Source organism: Aeromonas bivalvium, from assembly GCF_000819765.1.
In the GTDB taxonomy this organism is placed as follows: domain Bacteria; phylum Pseudomonadota; class Gammaproteobacteria; order Enterobacterales; family Aeromonadaceae; genus Aeromonas; species Aeromonas bivalvium.
The window spans coordinates 120,714-143,979 of record NZ_CDBT01000035.1; the positions used below are offsets into that span (position 1 = coordinate 120,714).

Here is a 23,266-nt window from a genome sequence, read left to right on the forward strand (position 1 = left end):
TTAAAGAGGAATGACCGGGGCAGGATCAAAAGTTCAGTCTTCATGCCTTGCCCTCCAGCTCTTTGGCCTGGTTACGGTTAAAGAGAATGATGGGGACGATCAGCACCGCCAGCATCACCACCGCCAGGGCAGAGGCCACCGGCCAGTCACGGTTGTTGAAGAACTCCTGCCACATCACCTTGCCGATCATCAGGGTCTCGGGGCCGCCGAGCAGCTCGGGGATGACGAACTCGCCCACCACAGGGATGAACACCAGCATGCAGCCGGCAATGATGCCGTTCTTGGAGAGGGGCACCGTTATCTTCCAGAAGCTGTTGATGTTGCTGGACCCCAGATCGGAGGCCGCCTCCAGCAGGCTCATGTCATGCTTCACCAGGTTGGCGTAGAGCGGCAGTATCATGAAGGGCAGGTAGGAGTAGACCACGCCTATATAGACCGCCAGGTTGGTATTGAGGATCTGCAGCGGCTCGTCGATCAGCCCCAGGCTCAGCAGGAAGCCATTGAGCAGACCGTTGTTGCTCAAGATCCCCATCCAGGCGTAGACACGGATCAGGATGGCGGTCCAGGTCGGCATCATGATCAGCAACAGCAGTACCGTCTGGTTCTCCTTGTTGGCCCGGGCGATGGCATAGGCCATGGGATAGCCGATCAGCAGGCAGATGAGGGTGCTGAAGAAGGCCATCTTGAGGGAGCCCAGATAGGCGGCCAGATAGAGCTCGTCGTCGCCGAGCAGCACATAGTTGCCCAGATTGAGCAAGATGGTGAGCTGATCATCGGCCCAGCTCACCACATCCGTGTAAGGCGGTATGGCCACGTCCGCTTCGGCGAAGCTTATCTTCACCACTATGATGAAGGGCAGCAGGAAAAAGAGGAACAGCCAGAAGAAGGGGATGCCGATCACCAGCCGGCGCCCCCCCAATCGCTTCATTCGTCTCAATGCCATCATGATTGCAGCACCACGCCACTGTCATCTTCCCAGTAGAGGAACACCTGATCATCCCAGGTTGGCCGCTTGCCGTGGCGTTCGGCATTGGCGATGAAGGCCTGCACGATTTTGCCCGAGGGCAACTGGATGTGATAAACGGAGTGACCGCCCAGATAGGCGATGTCATAGACCAGCCCCTTGGTCCAGTTGAAGTCGGGGTGTTCGAGATCGGCCGGCTTCTGGGTGCTCATCAGCAGCTTCTCGGGACGCAGGGCGTAGGTCACCTTCTTGTTCTCGGCCCGGGAGCTGATGCCGTGCCCCACATAGATGGGCTGCTCCAGATCGGCGCAGGCGATGGTGGCGTGGTCCTGCTCGTCTTCCACCAGCAGGCCGTCAAACAGGTTGACGTTGCCGATGAACTCGCACACCAGGCGGCTGGCCGGGGTCTCGTAGATGTCCATGGGGCTGCCAATCTGCTCGATGCAGCCCAGGTGCATGATGGCGATGCGCTCGGCCATGGTCATGGCCTCTTCCTGATCGTGGGTCACCATGACACAGGTCACCCCGACCCGCTCGATGATCTCCACCAGCTCCAACTGCATCTGGGAGCGCAACTTCTTGTCCAGCGCCCCCATGGGTTCGTCCAGCAGCAGCAGCTTGGGACGCTTGGCCAGGGAGCGGGCCAGGGCCACCCGCTGGCGCTGGCCACCGGAGAGCTGGTGCGGCTTGCGCTTGGCGTACTGGTTCATCTGTACCAGCTTGAGCATCTCCTCCACCCGGGCATCTATCTCCGCCTTGGGCAGGCCATCCTGCTTGAGGCCGAAGGCGATGTTCTGGGCCACCGTCATGTGGGGGAACAGGGCATAGGACTGGAACATCATGTTGATGGGGCGCTCATAGGGCGGCATGTCGGTGATGTCGACCCCATCGAGAAAGAGCCGTCCCTCGGTCGGGCGCTCGAAGCCGGCCAGCATCCGCAGCAGGGTGGATTTGCCGGAGCCCGATCCCCCCAGCAGGGCGAAGATCTCCCCCTTGTTAATGGTCAGCGAGACGTTGTCGACCGCCAGGGTCTCATCGAACTGCTTGCTGATCCTGTCAATTTTTACCAGCACCTCCTTGGGTTGCTGGCTGCCCTCGAGGGCTTTCTTATAGGCACTGGAGGCTATTGCCATTACCACTCACTCCCGACTTGAAATAGTGACCAGAGGGTCATTCCATAAAGCAACTGGCGCCCGGGCGGGCGCCATGGTTAAGTGCCGGACTTGATTTTTGTCCAGCTCCGGGTCATCAGGCGCTGTATCGCGCGGGGATGCGCCTCCTGCACATAAAGCCGCTCCAGCACCGCCTGGGGGGGGTACACGGACGGGTTGTCACGCACGCTCTCATCCATGAAGGGACCCGCCTTGGCATTGGGGTTGGCGTAGCCCACGTAATCGCTCACCTTGGCGATCGCCTCCGGGGTGAGCAGATAGTTGATCAGGGCATGGGCCTCCTTCACATTGCTGGCGTCGCTCGGGATCGCCAGCATGTCGAACCAGAGGTTGCCCCCTTCCTTGGGAATGCTGTAGGCGATCTGGATCCCCTTGCCCGCTTCCTCGGCCCGGGAGGCCGCCTGCAACACGTCTCCCGAGAAGCCGGCGGCGACGCAGATGTTGCCGTTGGCCAGATCCGAGATGTACTTGGAGGAGTGGAAGTAGGTGACATAGGGCCTGACCGCCAGCAGCTTCTGCTCCGCCAGCTTGATGTCGGCGGGATCATGGCTGTTGGCATCCTTGCCCAGATAGTTGAGCACGGCCGGGATCATCTCGTCGGCAGAGTCGAGGAAGGCCACCCCGCACTGGGTCAGCTTCTTCATGTTTTCCGGCTCGAACAGCATCGCCCAGGAGTCTATCTTGTCGACCCCCAGCACCTGCTTTACCTTGTCGACGTTATAGCCGATGCCATTGGTGCCCCACAGATAAGGGATGGCGTACTGGTGGCCCGGATCCACCTTGTCGAGCTGACGCATCAGGGTCGGCTCCAGGTTGACCATGTTGGGCAACTGGGACTTGTCCAGCTTCTGGAAAGCCCCCGCCTTGATCTGCTTGGCGAGAAAGTTGTTGGACGGCACCACCAGGTCGTAACCGGTGCGCCCTGTCAGCAGCTTGCCTTCCAGGGTCTCGTTGGAATCGAACACGTCATAGACGGTATCGATGCCGGTCGCCTTCTGGAAGTCACTGAGGGTGGTCTCACCTATATAGTCAGACCAGTTGTAAAAATGCACCACCGGCTGGGCCAGTGCCGCGTTCGCCAACCCCAGCGTCAGGGTCATGGTTATCATCTTGGAAATATGCACGTCTTAACTCCTTTATGTCCTTGGAAATTGAGATTCCGCATCCATACGGCGTCTATGTCTGCCCACTCCCGTGGGTGCCCTCCCGGCCAAACGGCGGACCGGGAGGGGTATTGCGGTTACTTGCCGGATTTGATCTTGGTCCAGCTGCGGGTCATCACGCGCTGTACCTTGGCCGGCAGATCCGGGAAGGTGTAGATCTTCGCCAGGGTCTCGTCACTCGGGTAGATGCCCGGATCGGTGCGGATGGCCTCGTCCACCAGTGGCGTCGCCGCCTTGTTGCCGTTCGGGAACTGCACAAAGTTGGTGATGTTGGCGATCACTTCCGGCTTCATCAGATAGTCGATGAAGGTGTGGGCGGCCTCGGTATTCTTGGCATCCGCCGGGATGGCGATCATGTCGAAGAAGCTGCCTGCCCCCTCTTTCGGGATGGTGTAGGTCAGCTTCACGCCATTGTTGGCTTCCACCGCCCGCGCCTTGGATTGCTGCAGGTCACCCGAGTAGCCGACGGCCACACAGATGTTGCCGTTGGCCAGATCCGAGATGTACTTGGAGGAGTGGAAGTAGGCGGTGTAGGGGCGAATGGAGAGGAACAGCGCCTCGGCCTGCTTCAGCTCCTTCGGATCCTGACTGTCTGGCTGAAAGCCCAGGTATTTCAGGGCGGCCGGCAGCATCTCGGTCGGTGAATCCAGGAAGGAGACACCGCACTCTTTCAGCTTGGCCATGTTCTCGGGCTTGAACACCAGATCCCAGGAATCGACCGGCGCATCCGCCCCCAGGGCCGCCTTCACCTTGTCGATGTTGTAGGCATAGCCGATGGTGCCCCACAGGTAGGGAATGGAGTACTGGTTGCCCGGATCGCTCGGTTCGAGCGCCTTGAGCAGGGAGGCATCCAGGTGCTGCCAGTTCGTCAGCTTGGCCTTGTCCAGCTTCTGGAACACGCCCGCCTTGATCTGCTTGGCCAGGAAGGGGTTGGACGGCACCACTATGTCATAACCCGAACTGCCCGCCAGCAACTTGGCTTCCAGCACTTCGTTACTGTCGAACACGTCATAGACGACCTTGATGCCGGTCTCCTTCTGGAAGTTCTCCAGCGTATCCGGCGCGATATAGTCGCTCCAGTTATAGACGTGCAGAACCTGGTCATCGGCCATGGCCCCGGCACTGAACATCCCCAGCGCCATGGACGCGGCCAGCATTCCCGTTTTGAAAGACATCATCCTTGTCTCCTAAGCAAATGTATGCGCACGACCATCGGGCCAGGTGCCTCCTAGCCTGCCAGCGCTTCCGCCGTCAGATCCAGACTGCGCCTGGCCAGATCGATCAATTCATCAACCTGTTCCTCGGTGATGACCAAGGGGGGCGATATGATCATGGTATCGCCGACTGCTCTCATCACCAAGCCATTGTTAAAGCAGAACTCTCGACAGGTCATCCCCGCATTGGCCGAGGCCGGGAAGCGGGTATTCGTCCCCTTGTCCTGCACTATTTCCAGCGCGGCCACCAAGCCCTTGCCCCGGGTTTCCCCGACGATGGGATGATCGGCCAACTCGCGCCAGCGCCGCTGCAAATAGGGGCCGATATTATCATGCACTCGCTTAACTATGCTCTCGTTTTGCATAAGGGTAATGTTGGCGATGGCCACGGCGCAGGCGACCGGATGGCCGGAGTAGGTGAAGCCGTGGTTGAACTCGCCGCCCTGCTCGATCAGCACCTCGGCAACCCTGTCACCCACCATGACGGCTCCCATCGGCAGATAGCCTGAGGTGATCCCCTTGGCCAGGCACATGAGATCCGGTTTGATGCCAAACCCTTCGCTGGCAAACCAGTGGCCGGTACGGCCGAAACCGCAAATCACCTCGTCGGCGATGAGCAGGATGCCGTACTTGTCACAGATGCGCTGGATCTCGGGCCAGTAGCTGTCGGGAGGAATGATGACGCCGCCGGCCCCCTGGATGGGTTCGCCGATGAAGGCTGCCACCTTGTCCACCCCCAGCGCCAGGATCTTCTCCTCCAGCTGGCGGGCTCGCGCCAGCCCGAACTCGTGGGGGCTCATCCCCTGACCCTCACCGAAGTGATAGGGCTGATCGATGTGCTCTATGCCCGGGATCGGCAAGCCGCCCTGGGCGTGCATCCCCTTCATGCCCCCCAGGCTGGCTCCCGCCACCGTCGAGCCGTGATAGGCGTTGTGGCGGCTGATGATCACCTGCTTGTCCGGCTGCCCCTGGCAGGCCCAGTAGTGGCGCACCATGCGCAGCACGGTATCGTTGCACTCCGAGCCCGAGCCGGTGAAGAAGACATGGTTGAGGTGGGGTGGCGTCACCTCGGCCAGCAGGGTGGCGAGCTGCGCCGCGGGCGGGTGGCTGGTCTGGAAGAAGAGGTTGTAATAGGGCAGCTGCTGCATCTGGCGGGTGGCGGCGTCCACCAGCTCCTGGCGGCCATACCCCAGGTTGACGCACCACAGGCCCGCCATGCCGTCGAGGATCTTGCGCCCTTCGGAGTCTTCGAGATAGACCCCCTGCGCCCCGGTGATGATGCGGCTGCCCTTCTGGTTCAGGGCCTGAAAATGGGTGAAAGGGTGTAGATGGTGGCTGGCATCCTGTTGCTGCCACTCCCTGGTATTGGACATGAAATGCTCCTCGGTTCCTTCGATATGAGCAGGGGAAGCCGCGGCTTCCCCCAAAGCAGGGTCAGACGTTCAGCAGCAGGAACTCTCGCTCCCAGCGGCTGATCACCCCGAAGTAGGTCTCGTACTCCTTGCGCTTGACCGCGACGAAAGCCTGGACGAAACGCTCCCCCAGCATCTCCTTGATGGGGTCGCACTGTTCCAGGTGGCTCAGGGCCTCCTCCAGGGTGCGGGGCAGGCTGTAGGGCAGGTCATAGGCGCTGGTCTTCATCTCGGGCAGGGGCTGCAGCCGCTCCTGGATGCCGAGATAGCCGCAGGCCAGGGTGGCGGCCAGGGCCAGATAAGGGTTGGCGTCGGCCCCGGCGAAGCGGTTCTCGACCCGGCGCGCGTTGGCATCGGAATAGGGCACCCGCAGGCCGCAGGTGCGGTTCTCCACCCCCCACTGCACGTTGCGCGGGGCGCTCTCGCCGAAGGTGAGACGGCGATAGGAGTTGACGTTCGGTGCCAGCAGGGCCGTCACCGCCGGGGTGTATTTCTGCAAGCCGGCGATGAAATGCAGGAAGAGCTCGGTGTGTCCGCCATCCTCGGTGCCAAACAGGTTGCGCCCCTCTCCATCCACCAGGCTCTGATGGATGTGCATGGCGGAGCCCGGCTCGTCGCTCATGGGCTTGGCCATGAAGGTGGCGTAGATGCCGTGACGATGGGCGGCCTCGCGCATGGTGCGCTTGAACAGGAACACCTGATCGGCGAGATCGATGGCGTCCCCGTGCAGGAAGTTGATCTCCATCTGGGCGGCGCCGGACTCGTGCACCAGGGTATCCACCTCCAGGTTCTGGGCCTCGCAGTAGTCGTACATGTCTTCGAAGATGGGGTCGAATTCGTTGACCGCATCTATGCTGAACGACTGGCGCGCCGTCTCCGGGCGGCCGTTGCGGCCAATGGGGGGCACCAGGGGATAGTCGGCATCCTCGTTGCGCTTGACCAGGTAGAACTCCAGTTCGGGGGCCACCACCGGCTTCCAGCCCTGCTTGTCGAAGCAGGAGAGCACCCGGCGCAGCACGGAGCGCGGCGCTATGTCGATCAGGTTGCCGCTGGTGTCAAAGCAGTCGTGGATCACCTGGGCGGTGGGCTCCAGCGCCCAGGGCACGAAGCGAATGGTGTTGGGGTCGGGGAAGAGATGCATGTCCCGCTCCAGCGGATCTATCATGCTGTCGTCGTCCGGGTAGTCGCCGGTGACGGTCTGGATGAAGATGACTTCGGGCAGGCGCATGCCCCCCTCACGCAGAAACTTGCTGGCCGGAATGATCTTTCCCCGGGCGTTGCCGGTGAAATCCGGGATCAGGCACTCCACTTCCGTGATGCGGTTGGCATCCATCCAACCCTTGATACTGTCCATGTTAAACCCCGACTTGACGGTTGCCGTTGGCAGGAGTGTCTAATATATGGAACACCCCTGTTGCAGATATGTAATGTCCGCCTCCATAAAAGCCCGCCGTTGTGGCGCCTGTCAAGGTGCTCTGTTTAAAAAAGCACAAGTCATTGTCTGAATAACGGCCATATCGATACAAAATACTAAACACCCTACCAGGAACAGGCAGGGGCACATCTCCCCGCCGACGCGGCTCGTCGCAGCCCGCCATCCTCAGTCAGAACCCGTCTTCTCCCCGCCGATTATTTGCAAGGGCGCACACTCTTCGCGCACTGTGCTTTGCTTGCTGGCGTTTTTTTGGTACAAGGCCCGCCCTGATTTGCACGCTTTTCGTCACCATCTGCGGCAAATCGAGGACACAGGGCTTGGACTGGATGCAGACCGCCCCCATAACTACGGAAAATTGGGTTAGTAAACTGACTGGTAAACCTTATGTGTGATTTCATGACAGAAGACCAACTGGCCTACTACACGGGACAGATAGAGGGGCACATCGCCGAGCTCGAAGAGCGCCTCAACTCCCAGGCCAGCCAGGCCATCGCCACCGATACCAACGAGATGGCCGATGAAATTGACCGGGCCAGCATCGAAGAGGCCCGCCGCCTGGAACTCAATCGCATCGAGCACGACAAGCTGCACCTGCGCAAGCTGAGGGCGGCGCTGCGCCGCATCAACGAAGGTGACTTCGGCTATTGCGAGTCCTGTGGCGAGCAGATCGCCCTCAAGCGTCTGCAGGCTCGCCCGGAGTCCCGTTACTGCCTCGAGTGCCAGAGCACCAAGGAGTTCAACGATACTCACGTGTTCCGCCGCGTCGCCTGATGCGAGCGAGGCTCCCGGCTGCCAGCCGGGGGCCTGGCCATGTGGCCATTCTCACCCGACTCCCTCCCGATTTGTCCATGCCGCCGCCCTGGCACGAGGCGATGACCCGTTATTCTGTTAGACTCCGGACTGTTTTCAGGTTGCTTCAGGAGTGCACACAGTGAAATGGCTCATCACCCTGTGTCTGTGCCTGCCCTTGCTGGCGCAGGCGCAAGATCTCGTGGTCAAGATCCCCAAACGTCCCGTCAATCAGCTGGACGGCGACTACCAGCTCAAGTTGCTGGATCTCGCCCTGCGCCACGCTGGCCAACCGTTTAGGATAGAGCAGGTCGATGTGGATCTGAACCAGTTCACCCTGCAACAGCAGCTGCGGGAGGGCAAAACGATCAATGTGTTCTGGATGGGAACCTCCAGCGCCCTGGAGTCGGCCCTGCTGCCCGTGCCCGTGCCGCTGTTTCGCGGCCTCGAAGGCTTGCGGATCGCCTTCATCCACGAGAAGGATCAGGAGAAGTTCAGCCAGATAACGAACCTGGAGCAGCTCAGGAAGATGCGGGCCGCCCAGGGCATCGGCTGGGCCGACAACCGGGTCTATCAGGAGGCGGGCATCCCCACCTACATGACCCGCTTCACCAACCTGTTTCGGCTGATGAACGATGGCGGCCGGCTCGACTTCTTCCCCCGCAGCCTGGTGGAGATCTTCGCCGAGCAGCGGGAGCTCGCCAGCCAGTATCCCAACCTGGTGGTGGAGCAGCACCTGCTGATCCGCTACCCCTTCGCCGAGTTCTTCTTCGTCAGCCCCCAGCACCCCAAGCTGGCCAAGGCGCTGACCCGGGGCCTGGAGTCCGCCTATGCCGACGGCAGCTTCCTGCGCTTCTTCCGGGAGAGTCCGGCCATCCGCTCCGCCCTGGCCAGCGCCAACCTGGCTGGCCGCACCACCATACAGCTGGCCAACCCCGACATGACCCCCTTGCTGCGCAGCATTCCGGCCCACTACTGGGACTATCCTCCCGTGCAGGGTCAATGAGGCCCAGTCCCTGGCGACAAGGGATCAACCCGCGCCATGGCAGCGCCGCCCTGTCCCTTGCCCCGCACCGCTCACGGTGCGCGCCGCCCCCTTCATCCGCCCCGACAAGGAGAGAGACATGCGTTTGCTGACCCCCCTGCTGAGCTGCGCCCTGCTGCTGCCCGCCCTGGTCCACGCCAAGGCCGACACCATCGGCGAGGTGAGCACCGCCTTCAAGTTGCTCGGCCCCAACCACAAGATAGTGATAGAGGCCTTCGACGATCCTGACATCGCCGGCGTCACCTGCTACCTGGCCCGCCCCAAGACGGGGGGCGTCAAGGGCGGCCTCGGCCTGGCCGAAGACCCCTCCCACGCCTCCCTCTCGTGTCACCAGACAGGTCCCATCGCCGTGCCGGACAAGCTCAGGCAGGGGGAAGAGGTGTTCGACGTCAACACCTCCCTGGTGTTCAAGGAGCAGAAGGTGGTGCGCTTCCTTGACAAGAGCCGGGGCAGCCTGGTCTACCTCACCTACAGCACCAAGCTGATCGATGGATCCTACAAGAGCGCGGTCAGTGCCGTGCCCATCATGCCCTGGGGCTGAGCCGCCGGGCCTGTCACATTCACATCAAGGAAGTTGCATATGTATCGGACCATATTGGTGACCGGCGCCACCAGCGGCATAGGGTATGCCCTGGTCGAGGAGCTGACCCGGCTCGGCTACCAGGTGTTTGCCACCGGCCGCAATCAGGAGGCCCTAACCCGCCTCAAGCAGGCGACGGGCTGCCTGGGGGAGACCGCGGATCTGGCCGACCCCGCCGCCCTGCTCGCGCTCTACGCCAGTGCCGAGCAGGCCCTCGGCCCCATCGACGTGCTGGTCAACAACGCCGGCATGAACAGCCGCAAGGCTCCCCTAGTGGAGACCAGCCTGGAGGAGTTCGACCAGCAGTACGCCATCAACCTGCGCGCCCCCTATCTGCTGGCCCGGGAGGCCCTCAAGTCGATGCAGCCCCGTGGCCGTGGCTACCTGATCAACGTGGTGAGTACGGTCGCCAAGCGCAGCAGCGAAACCATGGGCATCTACACCGCCATGAAGCAGGGCCTCGCCGGCCTGAGCCAGGTGATGATGAAAGAGGCCCAGCCCCACGGCATCAGGGTCACCACCCTCTTTCCGGGCGGCACCGACACGGGTTTTCGCCCCCAGGCCAGGCCGCAATACATGCAGCCCGCCAGCGTGGCGCGCACCCTGGTCCATCTGCTCACCCTGCCGGAAGACGTGGTGATGCACGAGATGACCTTCCGCCCGCCGGTGGAGCTGGAGTGAGTCTGGGCCGCCGCCCCCGGCATCCCGCCTTGTCTGGCCGATGCTTATCCTGAGGCGACCCGCCGTTCGTCCCGGGGACGGCCCGGCGCCGGTTTCTGGTGCCGCGCCCGCCGCCTTGTTGTAAATTAACCACAACCCTCACGTTGTTGGAGAACCGCCATGCGCGTTGCCCTATTCAGTACCAAGAGTTACGACAAGGAACACTTTCACCAGGCCAATGAGCAATACGGCTTCGACCTGGAATTTTTCGATGTGCGGCTGGAGGCCAAGACGGCCCGTCTCGCCCACGGCTTCCCCGTGGTGTGCCTGTTCGTCAACGACGATGCCGACCGGGAGGTGCTGACCGAGCTGGCCCAACACGGCACCCAGGTGATCGCCCTGCGCTGCGCCGGTTACAACAACGTGGATCTGGTGGCCGCCAGGGAGCTTGGGCTGAAAGTGGTACGGGTGCCCGCCTACTCCCCCGAGGCCGTCGCCGAGCACGCAGTCGGCCTGATGATGACCCTCAACCGCCGCATCCATAAGGCCTATCAGCGCACCCGTGACGCCAACTTCTCCCTGGAAGGGCTGGTGGGCTTCAACATGTATGGCCGTACCGCCGGCATCATAGGCACCGGCAAGATAGGGATCGCCACCCTGCGCATCCTCAAGGGCTTCGGCATGCGCCTGCTGGTGAGCGACCCCTACCCGAACCAGGCGGCCATCGATCTCGGCGCCGAGTACGTGGACATCGACACCCTGCTGCGTCAGTCCGACGTCATCAGCCTGCACTGCCCCCTGTTCAAGGAGAACTACCACCTGCTCAACCAGGAGGCCTTCGCCAAGATGAAAGACGGGGTGATGATCATCAACACCAGCCGGGGCGGCCTGCTCGATGCCAACGCCGCCATCGAGGCCCTCAAGACCTCCCGCATCGGCGCCCTGGGGCTGGACGTCTACGAGGAGGAGGAGGATCTCTTCTTCGAGGACAAGTCCAACGAGGTGATCACAGACGACGTGTTCCGCCGCCTGTCGGCCTGCCACAACGTGCTGTTCACCGGTCACCAGGCCTTCCTGACCCGCGAAGCCCTGCACGCTATCGCCGACACCACCCTGGGCAACATTCAGGCTATCAGTCAGGATGGACGCAGCGACAACGAAGTAGAGTCCTGAGCCCGCTTCGCCGCCAGCACCGCCCCTCCTGCCTGTTTCCAATATCCTGCGCCGACTTGTGAGAGTCGGCGCAATTCGTTAGGCTGTCCGGCCCCTTTTTGCACAGGAGCCCGCCCCCCATGTTTATCGGATTCGATTACGGCACATCCAACTGCGCCGTCGCCGTGATGGAGCAGGGCAATCCCAGGCTGCTGCCCCTCGGCGCCTCCCACTATCTGCCCTCCACCCTGCACGCCCCGCATCGGGATGCCATCGCCGGCCTGCTGGCCGAAGGCCTCTGCCCGGCCCAGCAGCAGGGCTACCTCAAGCTGCGGGGCACCATGGTCCAGCGTGCCCAGTCGGTGCGTCGCCAGATGCGCGACGAGGGGCTCATCGACGAGCTCAGCTTCGGCGCCGCCGCCCTGGACCGTTATCTGGAGGCACCGGACGAGGGTTACTACATCAAGTCGCCCAAGTCCTTCCTCGGCGCCTATGGTCTCAAGCCGCCCCAGATCGCCCTGTTCGAGGACATCGTCTGTGCCATGATGCTGCATGTGCGCCAGCAGGCGGAGCAGCAGCTCGGCCAGCCGGTGCGCAGCGCCGTGATCGGCCGCCCGGTCAACTTCCAGGGGCTGGCCGGGGAGGATAGCAACCGCCAGGCCATCGCCATCCTCGGCGAGGCGGCCCGTCTGGCCGGGTTCGAGCAGGTGGCGTTTCTCTATGAACCGGTGGCGGCCGGTTTCGAGTTCGAGGCGCGCCTCACCCAGGATGCCGTGGTGCTGGTGGTGGATATCGGCGGTGGTACCACGGACTGCTCCATGCTGCGGATGGGGCCGAGCCATCGTCACCGGCTCGAGCGTGACGACGATCTGCTCGGCCACAGTGGCCAGCGCATCGGCGGCAACGACTTCGACATCCGCCTCACCGTCGAGGGCATGATGCCGCTGCTCGGCATGCACGAGACCCTCAAGACCGGCAAGCCGCTGCCCCATCCCCTGTTCTGGGATGCGGCCGCCATCAACGACGTCAGCGCCCAGAGCCGCTTCTACAGCCTGGAGACGGCGCGCTCCCTGCAGGATCTGCAGCTCGACAGCGCCCCCGACAGCAAGCTGCCCCGCCTCGCCCGGCTGCGGGCCCACAAGCTCAGCCACCAGCTGGTCTGGCGTGCCGAGCAGGGCAAGATCCAGCTCTCGGACCAGGAGCACAGCCAGCAGCCGCTCACCGAGCTGGAGCGCGGGCTGCACGCCCAGCTGCACCGCGATCAGCTGGCCCAGGCGTCTGCCCCCCTGCTGGAGAAGATAGGAGAACTGATGGATGACGCCATCCAAGCCGCCGGGGTGGCGCCTGACCGCGTCTTCATCACGGGAGGCAGCGCCCGATCCCCCCTCATCAAGGCCTATATCAAGGACAAGCTGCCCAACCTGCCGGTGGACGGCGGCGATGACTTCGGCTCGGTCGCCTCGGGTCTGGCCCGTTATGCCGAACGGCTGTTTGGCGCCTCGCGCGGCTGATCCGCCCCGAAGTCCCATCCAGAAGAGGCGGTGACCCAGGGTCGCCGCCTCTTTTCTTTGCCCGAGGTCATGGGCCGGAAGGCACGGGCCGGCAGTCATTGACCGAGAACCAGGCCCCATCGGCGCCGGATTGGCCCATATTCCGACCCTGCCGACTCCCCTACGGCCCCGGGACGACAGAAGCGGTCGGGGAGGCGCCCCCGGCCCCTGCCCCCCCGGGCCCGGCGACGCTATCCTTGAGACTCCCACTACCGGAGCCCTCCCATGTACAGATTTTTGCTGCTGGTGCTCGCCCTGCTGTTGCTTGGCGGTTGCAGCTCGGCCCCCCAGTTCAGCCGCCAGGACCTGATGCACCATCACTGGGTGCTGGACAGACTCGATGATGAGCTCATTGAGCTCCCTGCCCGCAACCGACCGGATTTCGAGATAGGCGAGCACTTCACCGTCAACGGCATCGCGGGATGCAACCGCTACTTCGGCCAGGGCCACCTCAAGGGGGACAGGCTCAAGGTCAGCAACCTGGGCAGCACCAGCATGGCCTGTCCGCCCCCCCTCGACACCATAGAGCAGGCGGTGCTCGACACCCTGCAACAGGGCGCCACCCTGACGGGAGACACCCAGCGGCTGATCCTGCAGGGAAAACGGCACCGTTTGGAATACAAGTTGCGAGACTGGGTCTACTAAACCGCCCCAAGACCACGAAAGGGACGCCACAAACAGGAACAGGGCCCTTGCCTGTGGCACAATATGGGCAGTGCACGCAACGGAGGCGGCCCCCATGTCGATGGATCACCTGTTTGACAAGATCAAGCAACTGCCCACCATACCCCAGCTGCTTCACGAGCTGATGCAGAGCTTCGGCGACGAGAATGCCCAGATAGACAAGATTGCCGCCCGGATCGCCATGGATCAGGTGATCAGCGCCAAGGTGCTGCGGCTGGCCAACTCCGCCGCCCTGCGTCGGGGCCATGACATCACCTCCATCGAACAGGCGGTGATCCGCCTCGGCTTCAACCGGTTGCGCTCCCTGGTGGTGGCTTCCGGCATCATTGGCAGCTTCAAGGCGCCTCCCAGCTTCGACAAGCATGCCTTCTGGACCGAGACCTTCCGGGTCGCCACCATAGCACGGCTCCTGGCCCAGCACGCCAGGGAGATGGATCCCGAGACCGCCTTCACCTGTGCCCTCATCCACAACATCGGCGAGCTGCTGATCCAGAGCACCCTGCCCGAGGAGGCCGAACTCATCCATCTGGCGGTGCAGCAGGGGACCAGCCGGGTCGATGCCCAGCGCCAGATGCTGGGCTACGACTATGCCCAGCTTGGCGCCGAGCTGGCCCGACGCTGGCAACTGGCTCCCGCCTTCGTCACCGCCATCGCACAGCAGCTCGATCCCCTGGCCCACCAGCCCGTCAGCCGGGATGCCGTGCTGATCCGGCTGGCGGTTTTCGTCTCCTTCGCCTGGCATGCCGGGGTTCCGGCCCAGACCATCATAGCCCGTTTCCCCATGCCCCTGGCCGAGCCCCTGGGACTGGATACCAGCCGGCTGGCCGCGCAACTCGAGACCCTTCACGAGCAGGGCAACCCCCTCGACGAACTCCTGACCCAATGAACGACATGACCCAAGATATCCCGTTTCTGTTTCACCCTCAGGCGGCCCCCTGGTTCCAGGAGGAGTCCGACTCCCTGCTACTCACCCTGTTCTGCGAAGAGGGGGCCCGGATCCACGAGGTCTGGCTGCGCCACGAGCCGGACAACGAGGAGTACCTGCTGGCCATGACCCGGGTGGCGACCCGGGAGCGGCTGGGGATCTGGCAGGCCAGACTGCCCCTGGCCCTGGGCCAGGATCTGCAACTCTATTGCTTCAAGTGCCTCACCCATGAGGGTCAGTGGTGGCTGCACGGCGCCGGCATCAGCCCCGCCATGCCGCCCCGCGAGCAACATTTTCGCTTCAACACCCGTCACCAGCCGCCGGCCTGGGTACAGGATCAGGTGTTCTACCAGATCTTCCCCGACCGCTTCTGCAATGGCGACCCGTCCCTGAGCGTGCGCCATCACGAGTACGAGTACGGCGGCAAGGCCGTCATCAGCAAGGCCTGGGGCGAGCCGGTCAGCCAGCAGGGGGAAGGCACCGCCAGCAGCGAGTTCTATGGCGGCGACCTGGCCGGCATCGACAGCAAACTGCACTATCTGCAATCCCTCGGGGTAACGGCGCTCTACCTCAACCCCATCTTCGCCTCGCCGAGCAATCACAAGTACGACACCCAGGATTACTACCGGGTGGACCCCCATCTGGGCAGCAACGAGCGACTGGCCGAGCTGACCCGCCACCTGCGCCAGCGCGGCATGAAGATCATCCTGGACGCCGTGGTCAACCACACCTCGACCCAGCACCCCTGGTTCTGCCCGCCCAGGGGGGCCATGGGCAATCCGGATTCGGCGTTTCGCAAGTTCTATACCTTCGATCAGGAGGGGGACTATGTGAGCTGGAAGGGGATCCGCAGCCTGCCCAAGCTGGACTTTGCCAGCGAACAGGTGCAGGACGCCGTCTACCGCGCCGAGGACGCCATATTGCGTTACTGGATGCGCCCGCCCTACCAGATAGACGGCTGGCGCTTCGACGTCATCCACATGCTGGGAGAGCGGGGCACCGCCGAGGGCAATCCTGGTCACGTGCGCGCCATTCGCCACACCCTCAAGCAGGAGAACCCGGAGGCCTATGTGCTCGGCGAGCACTTCTTCGAGGCGAGCCAGTGGTTGCAGGGGGATCAGGAGGATGGCGCCATGAACTACTATGGCTTCGCCCACCCGATCCGCGCCTTCCTGGCGGGGCAGGACATCGCCTACCACCCCATACGGATCAGCGCCGCCGAGCTCGATGGCTGGCTCAAGCAGGCCCGGGCCCATATCCCGTTCAAGAACCAGCTGGCCCAGCTCAACCTGCTGGACAGCCATGACACGGCCCGCTTCCTGCACCTGCTGGGAGAAGACAGACAACGCATGATGCTGGCCGCCACCCTGCTGCTCACCTATATCGGCGCCCCCTGCATCTACTACGGCGACGAGGTGGGGCTGTCAGGGGGCAACGACCCGGACTGCCGCCGCTGCTTCCCCTGGGACAGCACGGCCTGGGACCATGTGCTGCACGAGCACTATCGCCGCCTCACCCAGATCCGCCGCCAGCGCCCCTCCCTGCGCCGGGGTGACGCCCAGACCCTCTACGCCGGGGCTCACAGCTATGTGTTCGCCCGCACCCTGCAAAGCGATCAGGTGGTGGTGGCCTGCAACCGCCACCCCACGGAGCCCCGCACCATCAGCCTGCCCCTGTGGCAGACCGCCAGCCCCGCCAGCCGCTTCACCGACGCCTTCAACGGCGACAAGTTCGAGGTGGTGCAGGGGGAGGTGCAACTCACCATCCCGGCCAACTCGGCCCGGGTGCTGCTGTCGAGCTGATCCTCGTGGCGATGTGATGAGAGTGATGAGAGTGATGAGAGTGATGAAGAAATAATATGAAATTTATCAGTTTCTTAGCGGCTTAATCGCCGTTACTCGCTGAGCCATGTACCATGGGGGCTTATCGAGCCCCTGTTGCCATATCAGTGCCTGGGCGCGCGGCTCGGAGGCCACGCCAGATGAACGATGGTTTTCGAGCAAAAACAACGTAAACGACACCGGGCTGAGGCCGGTGCCGGGTGCATGAATAAACTACCAATATCATTCTCTGCCGTTAGCTTTCAGGCATCGCTGAATATTTCAACATTGTCATATGTCATGCCGCAGCCATGCATTGTCTCAAATATTTCCTTGTAGAAACTTGATGCTACGACCAGATTATTGATATGCGTATCTTTAATGTCGCCATAATAGTTTACATGCAAGTTTACGCCAGGAATGGTAAGGTTTGATTTTTTCAAATCGCCATCAACAACAATTATCCTGGTATTATCCAGAATATCTCTATCAATACCGTTTAAAAGTATGACAGATGCAGAACCAGCACCCCACCAGAAAACCGTTTCTTTCCCTCTAAGGAAATCATTCACCCTGTTACGATACGACTCACAATGAAGTTTCACTCTCGCCAAGTCAGATATATACCCCGCCTTATCAAACTCCATATCGAACTCACGATACAATGTGTTTTCATGCTTGGCAAAGACCACTCTCAGGCTGTCATTCTCAATGCAACAGTCTATTATTTTTAAACCGTTGTCACGAGACAACCTCTGCATGAAATAGACATTGTAATAGAACAGATGTTGCACATGGAAACCGCCAAAGTCAGGCACTTCAATGACAATTTTCCCTGTCTCGTTCAATGTCCGCGACATCAGACTGAAGATTGAGAAAGGATCCTCAAAGTGCTCGAACACATGCATCAGGTAATAACCATCAACTTTATGTTTGGCATGGCTGGCATCGAAATATCCTTTTATGACGTTGAGCCCTAATGCCTTTGCGCTATCGGCCTGAGGACCAGGCTCAATACCGGTCAGATTTGAAAAACCCATATCCGTGAGCTTTTTCAGAAGATACCCTTCTGAGCAGCCAACCTCTATTATTTCATCATCAACACTGAAGTGATTTATGATAGTACCAATCATTCCATCGTACTTGGTTGCCCCAATGTTATTCAACGGGGAAATATATGAGTAGTTGTCATATATTTCTGTCAGTTCTTCCGAGGATAATTTTTTCGATGCAAAGCCGACCAGGCAATCCTGACAAGCACTGACCTGCAGCTCTGCCACCTTCACGGGAAAATCACCAGAATATGCAGATAAAATCGTCGGCATTTTCCGTTCAAGGAAAACAAATGTATTATCACCATGACAATATGGGCATTTCATTATTTTCTCCTCACAGCATAACCAGGATAGATGGCGTGTTTTTCCATGCCACGCCCTGGTACTGATATTCGATAGTGCTCTGCCATATGAGGACCTGGATACTCATTGCCCCATACACCCGAAATCAATGCTTTCTCAATGCCCATGTTCAGAAACCGAACTGTGTCGACGCAGCAATCCTGCGTCCACAAGAGATCTGGCGATGGGCGCTACCCGCCAAAATGGTACATCAATGATCTCGGCAATCTCGAACAGGGTCAGATGGCCGTCGCTATACGCCAGTAAATTCATCATGTCCCGTACTTGCACCCCTGAATCACGGGTTGAAAGATTCGGATAGAGACCACGCTTACCTAGCTGGGGCTCACCCAGCACAGTCACTTGATAGCATTCATTCCACTCCAGGCACTCTATGGCTCGGCGCAACGCCAAAAAGCTGCCCGCCAGACCCACCGGAGTGACCAGGGACAGATCATCCAATGAGGTGTGATATTCACCATAACAGCCGTATTTACTGCGCATCATGGTGGTGATTGGCAAGTCAATGCCAGGGGCACAGAGCTGACGCTCGTTGGAGCCTCGATCAAGATAGCTATAAACCCTGTAATCAGGATCCGTATGCCCCAAAACATGGCGAGCAATGCGATCGGCCAGAGAGTTTTCCTGCCGAGAGGGCAAGAAAGAGTAACACCTCTCGTCCCCCATGCAGGTCAGGTTGAAACCGGCCACGGTATGGCGCTTTAAGTGATCTAGATGGCGGGATAAATAGACAATGGCCCCCAGCGTCTCTGGCACCAGCATCAATCGATAGCTATAACGGCGTCTAGGCAACGAGGCGAGCCAAGCCATCAAGAATATCCCCACCCCTGGACCGGACAGTTCATTGTTGGCCATTGAAGGGTGACAGATATAACTGGACAGCAAGATCTCCTGCTCGCTCTCTCCTGGCAACACCCAGTCGGCATAAGTCAGTGAGCCTGGCTGCAACGTTGCATCGATCACCACCTCATAGTGCCCCTCCGGTAGCGCCTCTCGTACTTTATGGGGCAAACAAAAGCCCCAGCGACGCTGATAATAAGAAGTGACATAGGGGATGGCATCCGGTAATTCAGGCAATGAATACAAGTGTGCCTGTAGTTCTGCCAAGGAGAGAGTACAGCGCACCGGCTCGGAATAACCCACCAGATGCAGGTTGTTATCCTTGAAGTCAACCACCTTGTGTCCATCAGGACCTTTGATGTAGGCCGCTCTGACATTCCACTCATCCGGCACGGTCCAATCGAAAAATTGACTGCCACTGGCGACTTCATGGATCTGCAGTTCAGGTAAACAATGCTCACGAAGCAGGGCCAATGTTTGCCTTACACCCTCCCCCGTCAAACTGCGGTTGAGTGGAAACAGCAGGGTCAACAAACGATGCAATTGCTCACCGATTTGAGTCTGATCATTCCAGTCTGCGGGCAGATAACCAATGTCATTCACAGGTATCACACGATTCCCTCAATCAACTCGACGATATGCCCCAGCGGGCTTAGAAAAAACTGGACATGAGACCCACCAAAGGCGATGGCAGGCTGGCTGGGCCCCAGGGGAAGGTGACGCTGTTCACGCAGTCTGGCGGCGCTCTCCGGCAGACTGGCCACCCGATAGGCAAGATGATTGATCACATTGCGCCGGCTCTTGAGCACCTGGGTCACCGGGCTCTCCTCACCTGCGGGGGCGACCAGCTCGTAACACAGGCCATGGTCATCATGCACGAACTGAACCCAGACCCGTTGCAGCGGGTCTTCCACCGCCACCGAGAAGTGGCTCAGCCCGAGCACGTCGCGGCAATAAGCCTCACCGCTGGCCAAGTCAGGCACCACCAGTCCGATGTGATCAAACTGCATGGGGTTCTCCTCCCGCCTGGATCAAGGCATATGGCGCCATCGTCAGCAAGTCATCGGCGGCCCGCATGAAATCGCGACACGATACCGCCCAGACCGGCACCCGCTGGCACAGCGCCTGGCGCCAGGCGCCCCGCTCCTGCAGCACGGCCACCAGACGGGAAAGGTCGATCTCGCTGGCCAGCGTCAGATCGCGCACATAATAGTCGGCCTGCCAGTCGCGCAAGGTGCCGTCAACGCACACCTGCCCCTCGAACAGCTTGTGATAGCGGTAGGCAACGGCAAGCCGCTGCTCTACGTAGTGGGTGAAGGTGATGCGGTCAGGGTGACAACCCAGTCCCAGCAGCCAACCGTCCTGCTCCGCCAGCCAGCCGAACGGGCTCTCCTGACCGAAACAGTCGTGACACTCCCTGGCCACCAGCGCTGGCCCCTCAGGGCCGCTGATCGCCATGCTGAAAATGGGATCCCGCGTGCGCACCACCCCTTCGCGCTGCCGGAACAGCTCCGTCATCAGCCCCACCTTGCTCGGGGTCAGTGCAGGATCGAAGCACTCTCCAGCCATCGGACTGTAGCTGAAGGTCGGCACCAGCAGATGACCGTCCAGCCACTGCTCGAGGCATGTCCAGAATGCGGTGATGCCCGCCGCGTTGCCCATGCCGGCAAACTGGGCCACCACCATGGCATCCGAGTGCACCATCAGCGCCCCCCCTCTCGGGAGGCCCAGCTCGGTCAGCACCTGCTCGAGCGCCTGCTTCACACGGCGACTCCTTTGCGAAGCAGAGCCTGTCTGATGTCATCCAGGCTTTTCAGCTCGGCCAACTCATCCGGTTCGAAACGCACGGCATAGTGTTGCTCGATCAGCAACAGCAGGTTGAAGTGGCCCAGAGAATCCCACTCGGGAAAACTGCCGAGGGCTGACTGCTCGTTGATGCTGGCCTGGGGGAACTGCTGGCGTACCAGCGCGATAAGTTCATTCATTGGCGTAAAACTCCAAATACGGGAGAGAAAGAGAAGGAAGATCCAGACTGAGAAACACCTCATCCACCAGCGGTATCAATCCTGCTGGAGTGGTTATCGGCCGGGTTGGCAGGGTCGCCAGAAAATCCCGTGCCGGCTGATTGCGTTCCGTGGCAACCAGACTGATGACCAGCTCCGTCACTCCTTGCGCGAGCAAACGGCTCGCCAGTTGTGCCAACAGCCAGTACTCAAAGCCACGCCCCAGCACCCGGCAACTGATGGCCAGGGTATCCAGCAATACCTTGCCGTCATCGAGCGGGCGTACCACCAGCAGGGCCGTCATGCCATGATCGGCAAACTTGTCTCGCAAGCTGGCCAGCCAGACCTCGCCCCCTTCGGTAGCCAGTCGGGCCAGCTCTGCCGCCTGATAGCGACGGGCAGAAAGATTGAACTGATTGGTCTTCTGGCTGAGCTGTTCGGCTCGCAACTGATTGCCCGAGGAGAGCGGCTGCCAGCCACCATGCAATGCCAGCAGCTGCAAGAAGGCGTGTTCATCCCCCAGTTGTCGGAGCTCCACCTCTGCCTGAGCCTGCGCCTGATAGGAGCGCTGGCGCAGGCCGTCATCCCGGCTCTGGTGGCGACTGCACAGGGCTGGCAGCGTCATCAGGGCATCCGGCCATGTCCAGAGGTCGGCCGGAGGGGTGACCACCATCACCTCGGGGCAGTTGGCCCGCACCTCGGCCCGCTCCAGTTCGCTGTCATCCCAGAACACCAGGCTGTCCAGCCCGACATTGAGCCGTGCAGCCAGTCGCCGCAGCCCCTGGGATTTGGGCCCCCAACCGATGTCGGCGGCAACGATGTGATGACGGGCCAGCACCATGCCCTGGTGTTCATCAAACAGTTGCCACACATCATCGGCCAGATTCTTGGAGCAGAGCGCCAGCATGATGCCCTGTTCGTGCCAATGACAGGCCGCCTGCTGGAAGGCCTGGTAGAGTCGCCCCATCCCGTCCTGCCCCAGCAGGACGCCACCGACCCCGTCTTCGCCAACCACGCCGCCCCACAGGGTGTTGTCACAATCGAGCACCAGCACCTTGTGGGCGGCTCGCTGCAACCGCTGCAGCAAGGGGGTCATCCACTGCGCCAGACTGGCCAGACCGGCCATGGAGAAGGGGCAGGACATCAGATAGAGGTTGCGCCGATCGAAACAGTGCTGGCGGCCATGCTGTTGCAGCCAGAGTGGCAAGTGCAGGTCATCCAGACCGGGCTGTTGCTGTCGCAGGCAGGCAAGCTGCCGTTCGAATTCTCGTGCCAGCAGAGCCAGCGCGCCTGGCACCGGGCCGTATACGGAGAGCGGCGCATGGCTGCATGCCCCGACCAGCAGATGGTCCTGCGGGCGGCGTTGCAGATGCAACGAGAGAGGCTGGCAGAGTGATTGCACGAAGGCGGCCACCGCCAGCTGTTGTTCCTCTTCCGGCAAGCGCCCCCATGCCAGCAGCGTCCGGGTGGGCACCAGATCCTCCCACAACCAGACAATGATGTGGGTCTGGGGAGCGGCATCGACGGGCTGGTTCATCAAGACCTGCAACCACTGGCCATGGGGGGCTACCTGCACCTCGCCATATTCAGCCAGGGTTCGCCACGCCAGGTTGCCCGGCATCAAGAATGAGCTGCCACTGAGATGAATCATAAAGATGACCTCCTCCACTCAATCATTGGCATCTCCCGAAAAATCGAGTTGCATCATTGTCTTTGATACTTATCAACATAAAAAGCCATGTTAGCCATACCCATCAGTAGTTGATGCTGACGTAGGGGACCTCGGGCACATTCCAGGCCTGCTTGAGGTAGACGGTGAGCACGAAGAAGAAGTTCGCCAGCAGGTTGGCGAACCGGGCCAGTATGGGGTCATAGCCGACACCGCTCTCCTCGAGGCGCACCAGCAGGCGCACCACCTTCTTGCTGGCGCAGCGGCACAGGTGCAGGGCCGGGATCGGCTGGGGGCCTCGGGGCAGCACGAAACCGGTCACCCGGCCGCGGCTCGCCTCGTTGTAGTGATCGTAACGCCCCTTGAGCCAGTCCAGATCCGCCTCGAAGATGCCGAGCCTGCCGCGTACCGAGCCGTTGAGGTTGTAGATGAGCCGTTGCAGGGTATCGAGATCGGCGAGGATGGCCGCCTCCCCCTCGCCGGGGGGCGCCGGCAGCATGGCCATGACAACCCCCACCTGGCAGCAGAGCTCGTCGGTCGCTATCTCGTAGTCGCACTGCAACTGGGTCTCGTAGATGAAGGGGTAGCAGAGCTCCCGTATGTCTTTCGGGCGTTTGTGGCTGCGCTGGCGCGCGGCAGGGGCGCTGGCCTGCGCCTCGTCGGGGCCGGATTCGGGCTGCTGATCCATGGGGTTCTCGCTCGCGGGGAAAGTCGCAGTGTGCCAGCCGGGGGCGCCTCAGGCAAACAGGCGCGCCCGACCGGCAAAGGCAG

At 61.2% G+C, this 23,266-nt stretch carries 22 protein-coding genes; 9 read left to right on the plus strand and 13 right to left on the minus strand.

Annotated features, from left to right (window positions below):
* Nucleotides 1-40: 40 nt before the first annotated feature.
* The 6 genes from BN1119_RS11760 to BN1119_RS11785 all read right to left on the minus strand — a co-directional run bounded on the left by BN1119_RS11760 (nt 41) and on the right by BN1119_RS11785 (nt 7,279).
* Entirely contained in the window at nt 41-946 is a 906-nt protein-coding gene (locus BN1119_RS11760) for an ABC transporter permease subunit (protein WP_041998023.1), read from the minus strand.
* Nucleotides 943-2,097 (minus strand): polyamine ABC transporter ATP-binding protein, encoded by a 1,155-nt coding sequence (potA, locus tag BN1119_RS11765; RefSeq protein ID WP_041998025.1) that lies wholly within the window; start codon nt 2,095-2,097, stop codon nt 943-945. Before potA ends, BN1119_RS11760 begins: the two co-directional genes overlap by 4 nt.
* Nucleotides 2,098-2,174: 77 nt before the next feature.
* Entirely contained in the window at nt 2,175-3,245 is a 1,071-nt protein-coding gene (locus BN1119_RS11770) for a polyamine ABC transporter substrate-binding protein (RefSeq protein WP_408748172.1), read from the minus strand.
* 131 nt (nt 3,246-3,376) lie between these two features.
* Nucleotides 3,377-4,474: a polyamine ABC transporter substrate-binding protein gene (locus BN1119_RS11775; RefSeq protein ID WP_084205435.1), complete on the minus strand. Its 1,098-nt coding sequence runs from the start codon at nt 4,472-4,474 to the stop codon at nt 3,377-3,379.
* Between the two features lie 53 nt (nt 4,475-4,527).
* Nucleotides 4,528-5,886, minus strand: coding sequence for an aspartate aminotransferase family protein (locus BN1119_RS11780; protein ID WP_041998031.1), 1,359 nt, complete (start codon nt 5,884-5,886; stop codon nt 4,528-4,530).
* Between the two features lie 61 nt (nt 5,887-5,947).
* On the minus strand, nt 5,948-7,279 hold the full coding sequence (locus BN1119_RS11785) for a glutamine synthetase family protein (protein WP_041998033.1): 1,332 nt from the start codon (nt 7,277-7,279) through the stop codon (nt 5,948-5,950).
* Nucleotides 7,280-7,744: 465 nt separating this feature from the next.
* On the opposite strand from BN1119_RS11785, the gene BN1119_RS11790 reads away from it, so the two are divergent.
* The 9 genes from BN1119_RS11790 to malZ all read left to right on the plus strand — a co-directional run bounded on the left by BN1119_RS11790 (nt 7,745) and on the right by malZ (nt 16,547).
* Nucleotides 7,745-8,131: a TraR/DksA family transcriptional regulator gene (locus BN1119_RS11790; RefSeq protein WP_041998035.1), complete on the plus strand. Its 387-nt coding sequence runs from the start codon at nt 7,745-7,747 to the stop codon at nt 8,129-8,131.
* 160 nt (nt 8,132-8,291) lie between these two features.
* A complete protein-coding gene (locus BN1119_RS11795) occupies nt 8,292-9,155 on the plus strand; it encodes a hypothetical protein (RefSeq protein ID WP_041998037.1) in 864 nt (287 codons plus the stop codon).
* A 118-nt stretch (nt 9,156-9,273) separates the two neighbouring features.
* Nucleotides 9,274-9,735, plus strand: a complete 462-nt coding sequence (locus BN1119_RS11800) for a CreA family protein (RefSeq protein WP_041998038.1) — start codon at nt 9,274-9,276, stop codon at nt 9,733-9,735.
* A gap of 39 nt (nt 9,736-9,774) precedes the next feature.
* Complete coding sequence (locus tag BN1119_RS11805) at nt 9,775-10,455, plus strand: SDR family oxidoreductase (protein WP_041998040.1); 681 nt, start codon at nt 9,775-9,777, stop codon at nt 10,453-10,455.
* Between the two features lie 159 nt (nt 10,456-10,614).
* Entirely contained in the window at nt 10,615-11,607 is a 993-nt protein-coding gene (locus BN1119_RS11810) for a 2-hydroxyacid dehydrogenase (protein ID WP_041998043.1), read from the plus strand.
* Between the two features lie 119 nt (nt 11,608-11,726).
* Nucleotides 11,727-13,097 carry a molecular chaperone gene (gene yegD / locus BN1119_RS11815; RefSeq protein ID WP_041998045.1) on the plus strand — a complete coding sequence of 457 codons (1,371 nt, stop codon included), beginning with the start codon at nt 11,727-11,729 and terminating at the stop codon, nt 13,095-13,097.
* Nucleotides 13,098-13,361: 264 nt separating this feature from the next.
* The gene (locus tag BN1119_RS11820) at nt 13,362-13,781 is read left to right on the plus strand and encodes an META domain-containing protein (protein ID WP_041998047.1); all 420 of its coding nucleotides are present in this window, start codon (nt 13,362-13,364) and stop codon (nt 13,779-13,781) included.
* A gap of 94 nt (nt 13,782-13,875) precedes the next feature.
* On the plus strand, nt 13,876-14,706 hold the full coding sequence (locus BN1119_RS11825; protein ID WP_041998050.1) for an HDOD domain-containing protein: 831 nt from the start codon (nt 13,876-13,878) through the stop codon (nt 14,704-14,706).
* 5 nt (nt 14,707-14,711) lie between these two features.
* Complete coding sequence (malZ, locus tag BN1119_RS11830) at nt 14,712-16,547, plus strand: maltodextrin glucosidase (RefSeq protein WP_041998052.1); 1,836 nt, start codon at nt 14,712-14,714, stop codon at nt 16,545-16,547.
* A gap of 281 nt (nt 16,548-16,828) precedes the next feature.
* Here the strand turns inward: malZ and BN1119_RS11835 are convergent, their stop codons facing one another.
* The 7 genes from BN1119_RS11835 to BN1119_RS11865 form a co-directional block, all read right to left on the minus strand.
* The gene (locus tag BN1119_RS11835; RefSeq protein WP_084205430.1) at nt 16,829-17,944 is read right to left on the minus strand and encodes a class I SAM-dependent methyltransferase; all 1,116 of its coding nucleotides are present in this window, start codon (nt 17,942-17,944) and stop codon (nt 16,829-16,831) included.
* 135 nt (nt 17,945-18,079) lie between these two features.
* A complete protein-coding gene (locus BN1119_RS11840) occupies nt 18,080-19,426 on the minus strand; it encodes a DUF4910 domain-containing protein (RefSeq protein WP_244463732.1) in 1,347 nt (448 codons plus the stop codon).
* A 5-nt stretch (nt 19,427-19,431) separates the two neighbouring features.
* The gene (locus tag BN1119_RS11845; protein ID WP_041998058.1) at nt 19,432-19,833 is read right to left on the minus strand and encodes a VOC family protein; all 402 of its coding nucleotides are present in this window, start codon (nt 19,831-19,833) and stop codon (nt 19,432-19,434) included.
* Nucleotides 19,823-20,587, minus strand: coding sequence for an AAC(3) family N-acetyltransferase (locus BN1119_RS11850; protein ID WP_041998060.1), 765 nt, complete (start codon nt 20,585-20,587; stop codon nt 19,823-19,825). Before BN1119_RS11850 ends, BN1119_RS11845 begins: the two co-directional genes overlap by 11 nt.
* Nucleotides 20,584-20,808 (minus strand): acyl carrier protein, encoded by a 225-nt coding sequence (locus BN1119_RS11855; RefSeq protein ID WP_041998062.1) that lies wholly within the window; start codon nt 20,806-20,808, stop codon nt 20,584-20,586. The genes BN1119_RS11850 and BN1119_RS11855 overlap by 4 nt, the downstream gene beginning before the upstream one ends.
* Entirely contained in the window at nt 20,801-22,483 is a 1,683-nt protein-coding gene (locus BN1119_RS11860) for an HAD-IIIC family phosphatase (protein ID WP_041998093.1), read from the minus strand. The genes BN1119_RS11855 and BN1119_RS11860 overlap by 8 nt, the downstream gene beginning before the upstream one ends.
* Before the next feature lie 97 nt (nt 22,484-22,580).
* On the minus strand, nt 22,581-23,183 hold the full coding sequence (locus BN1119_RS11865) for an ATP--cob(I)alamin adenosyltransferase (RefSeq protein ID WP_084205431.1): 603 nt from the start codon (nt 23,181-23,183) through the stop codon (nt 22,581-22,583).
* Nucleotides 23,184-23,266 lie beyond the last annotated feature (83 nt).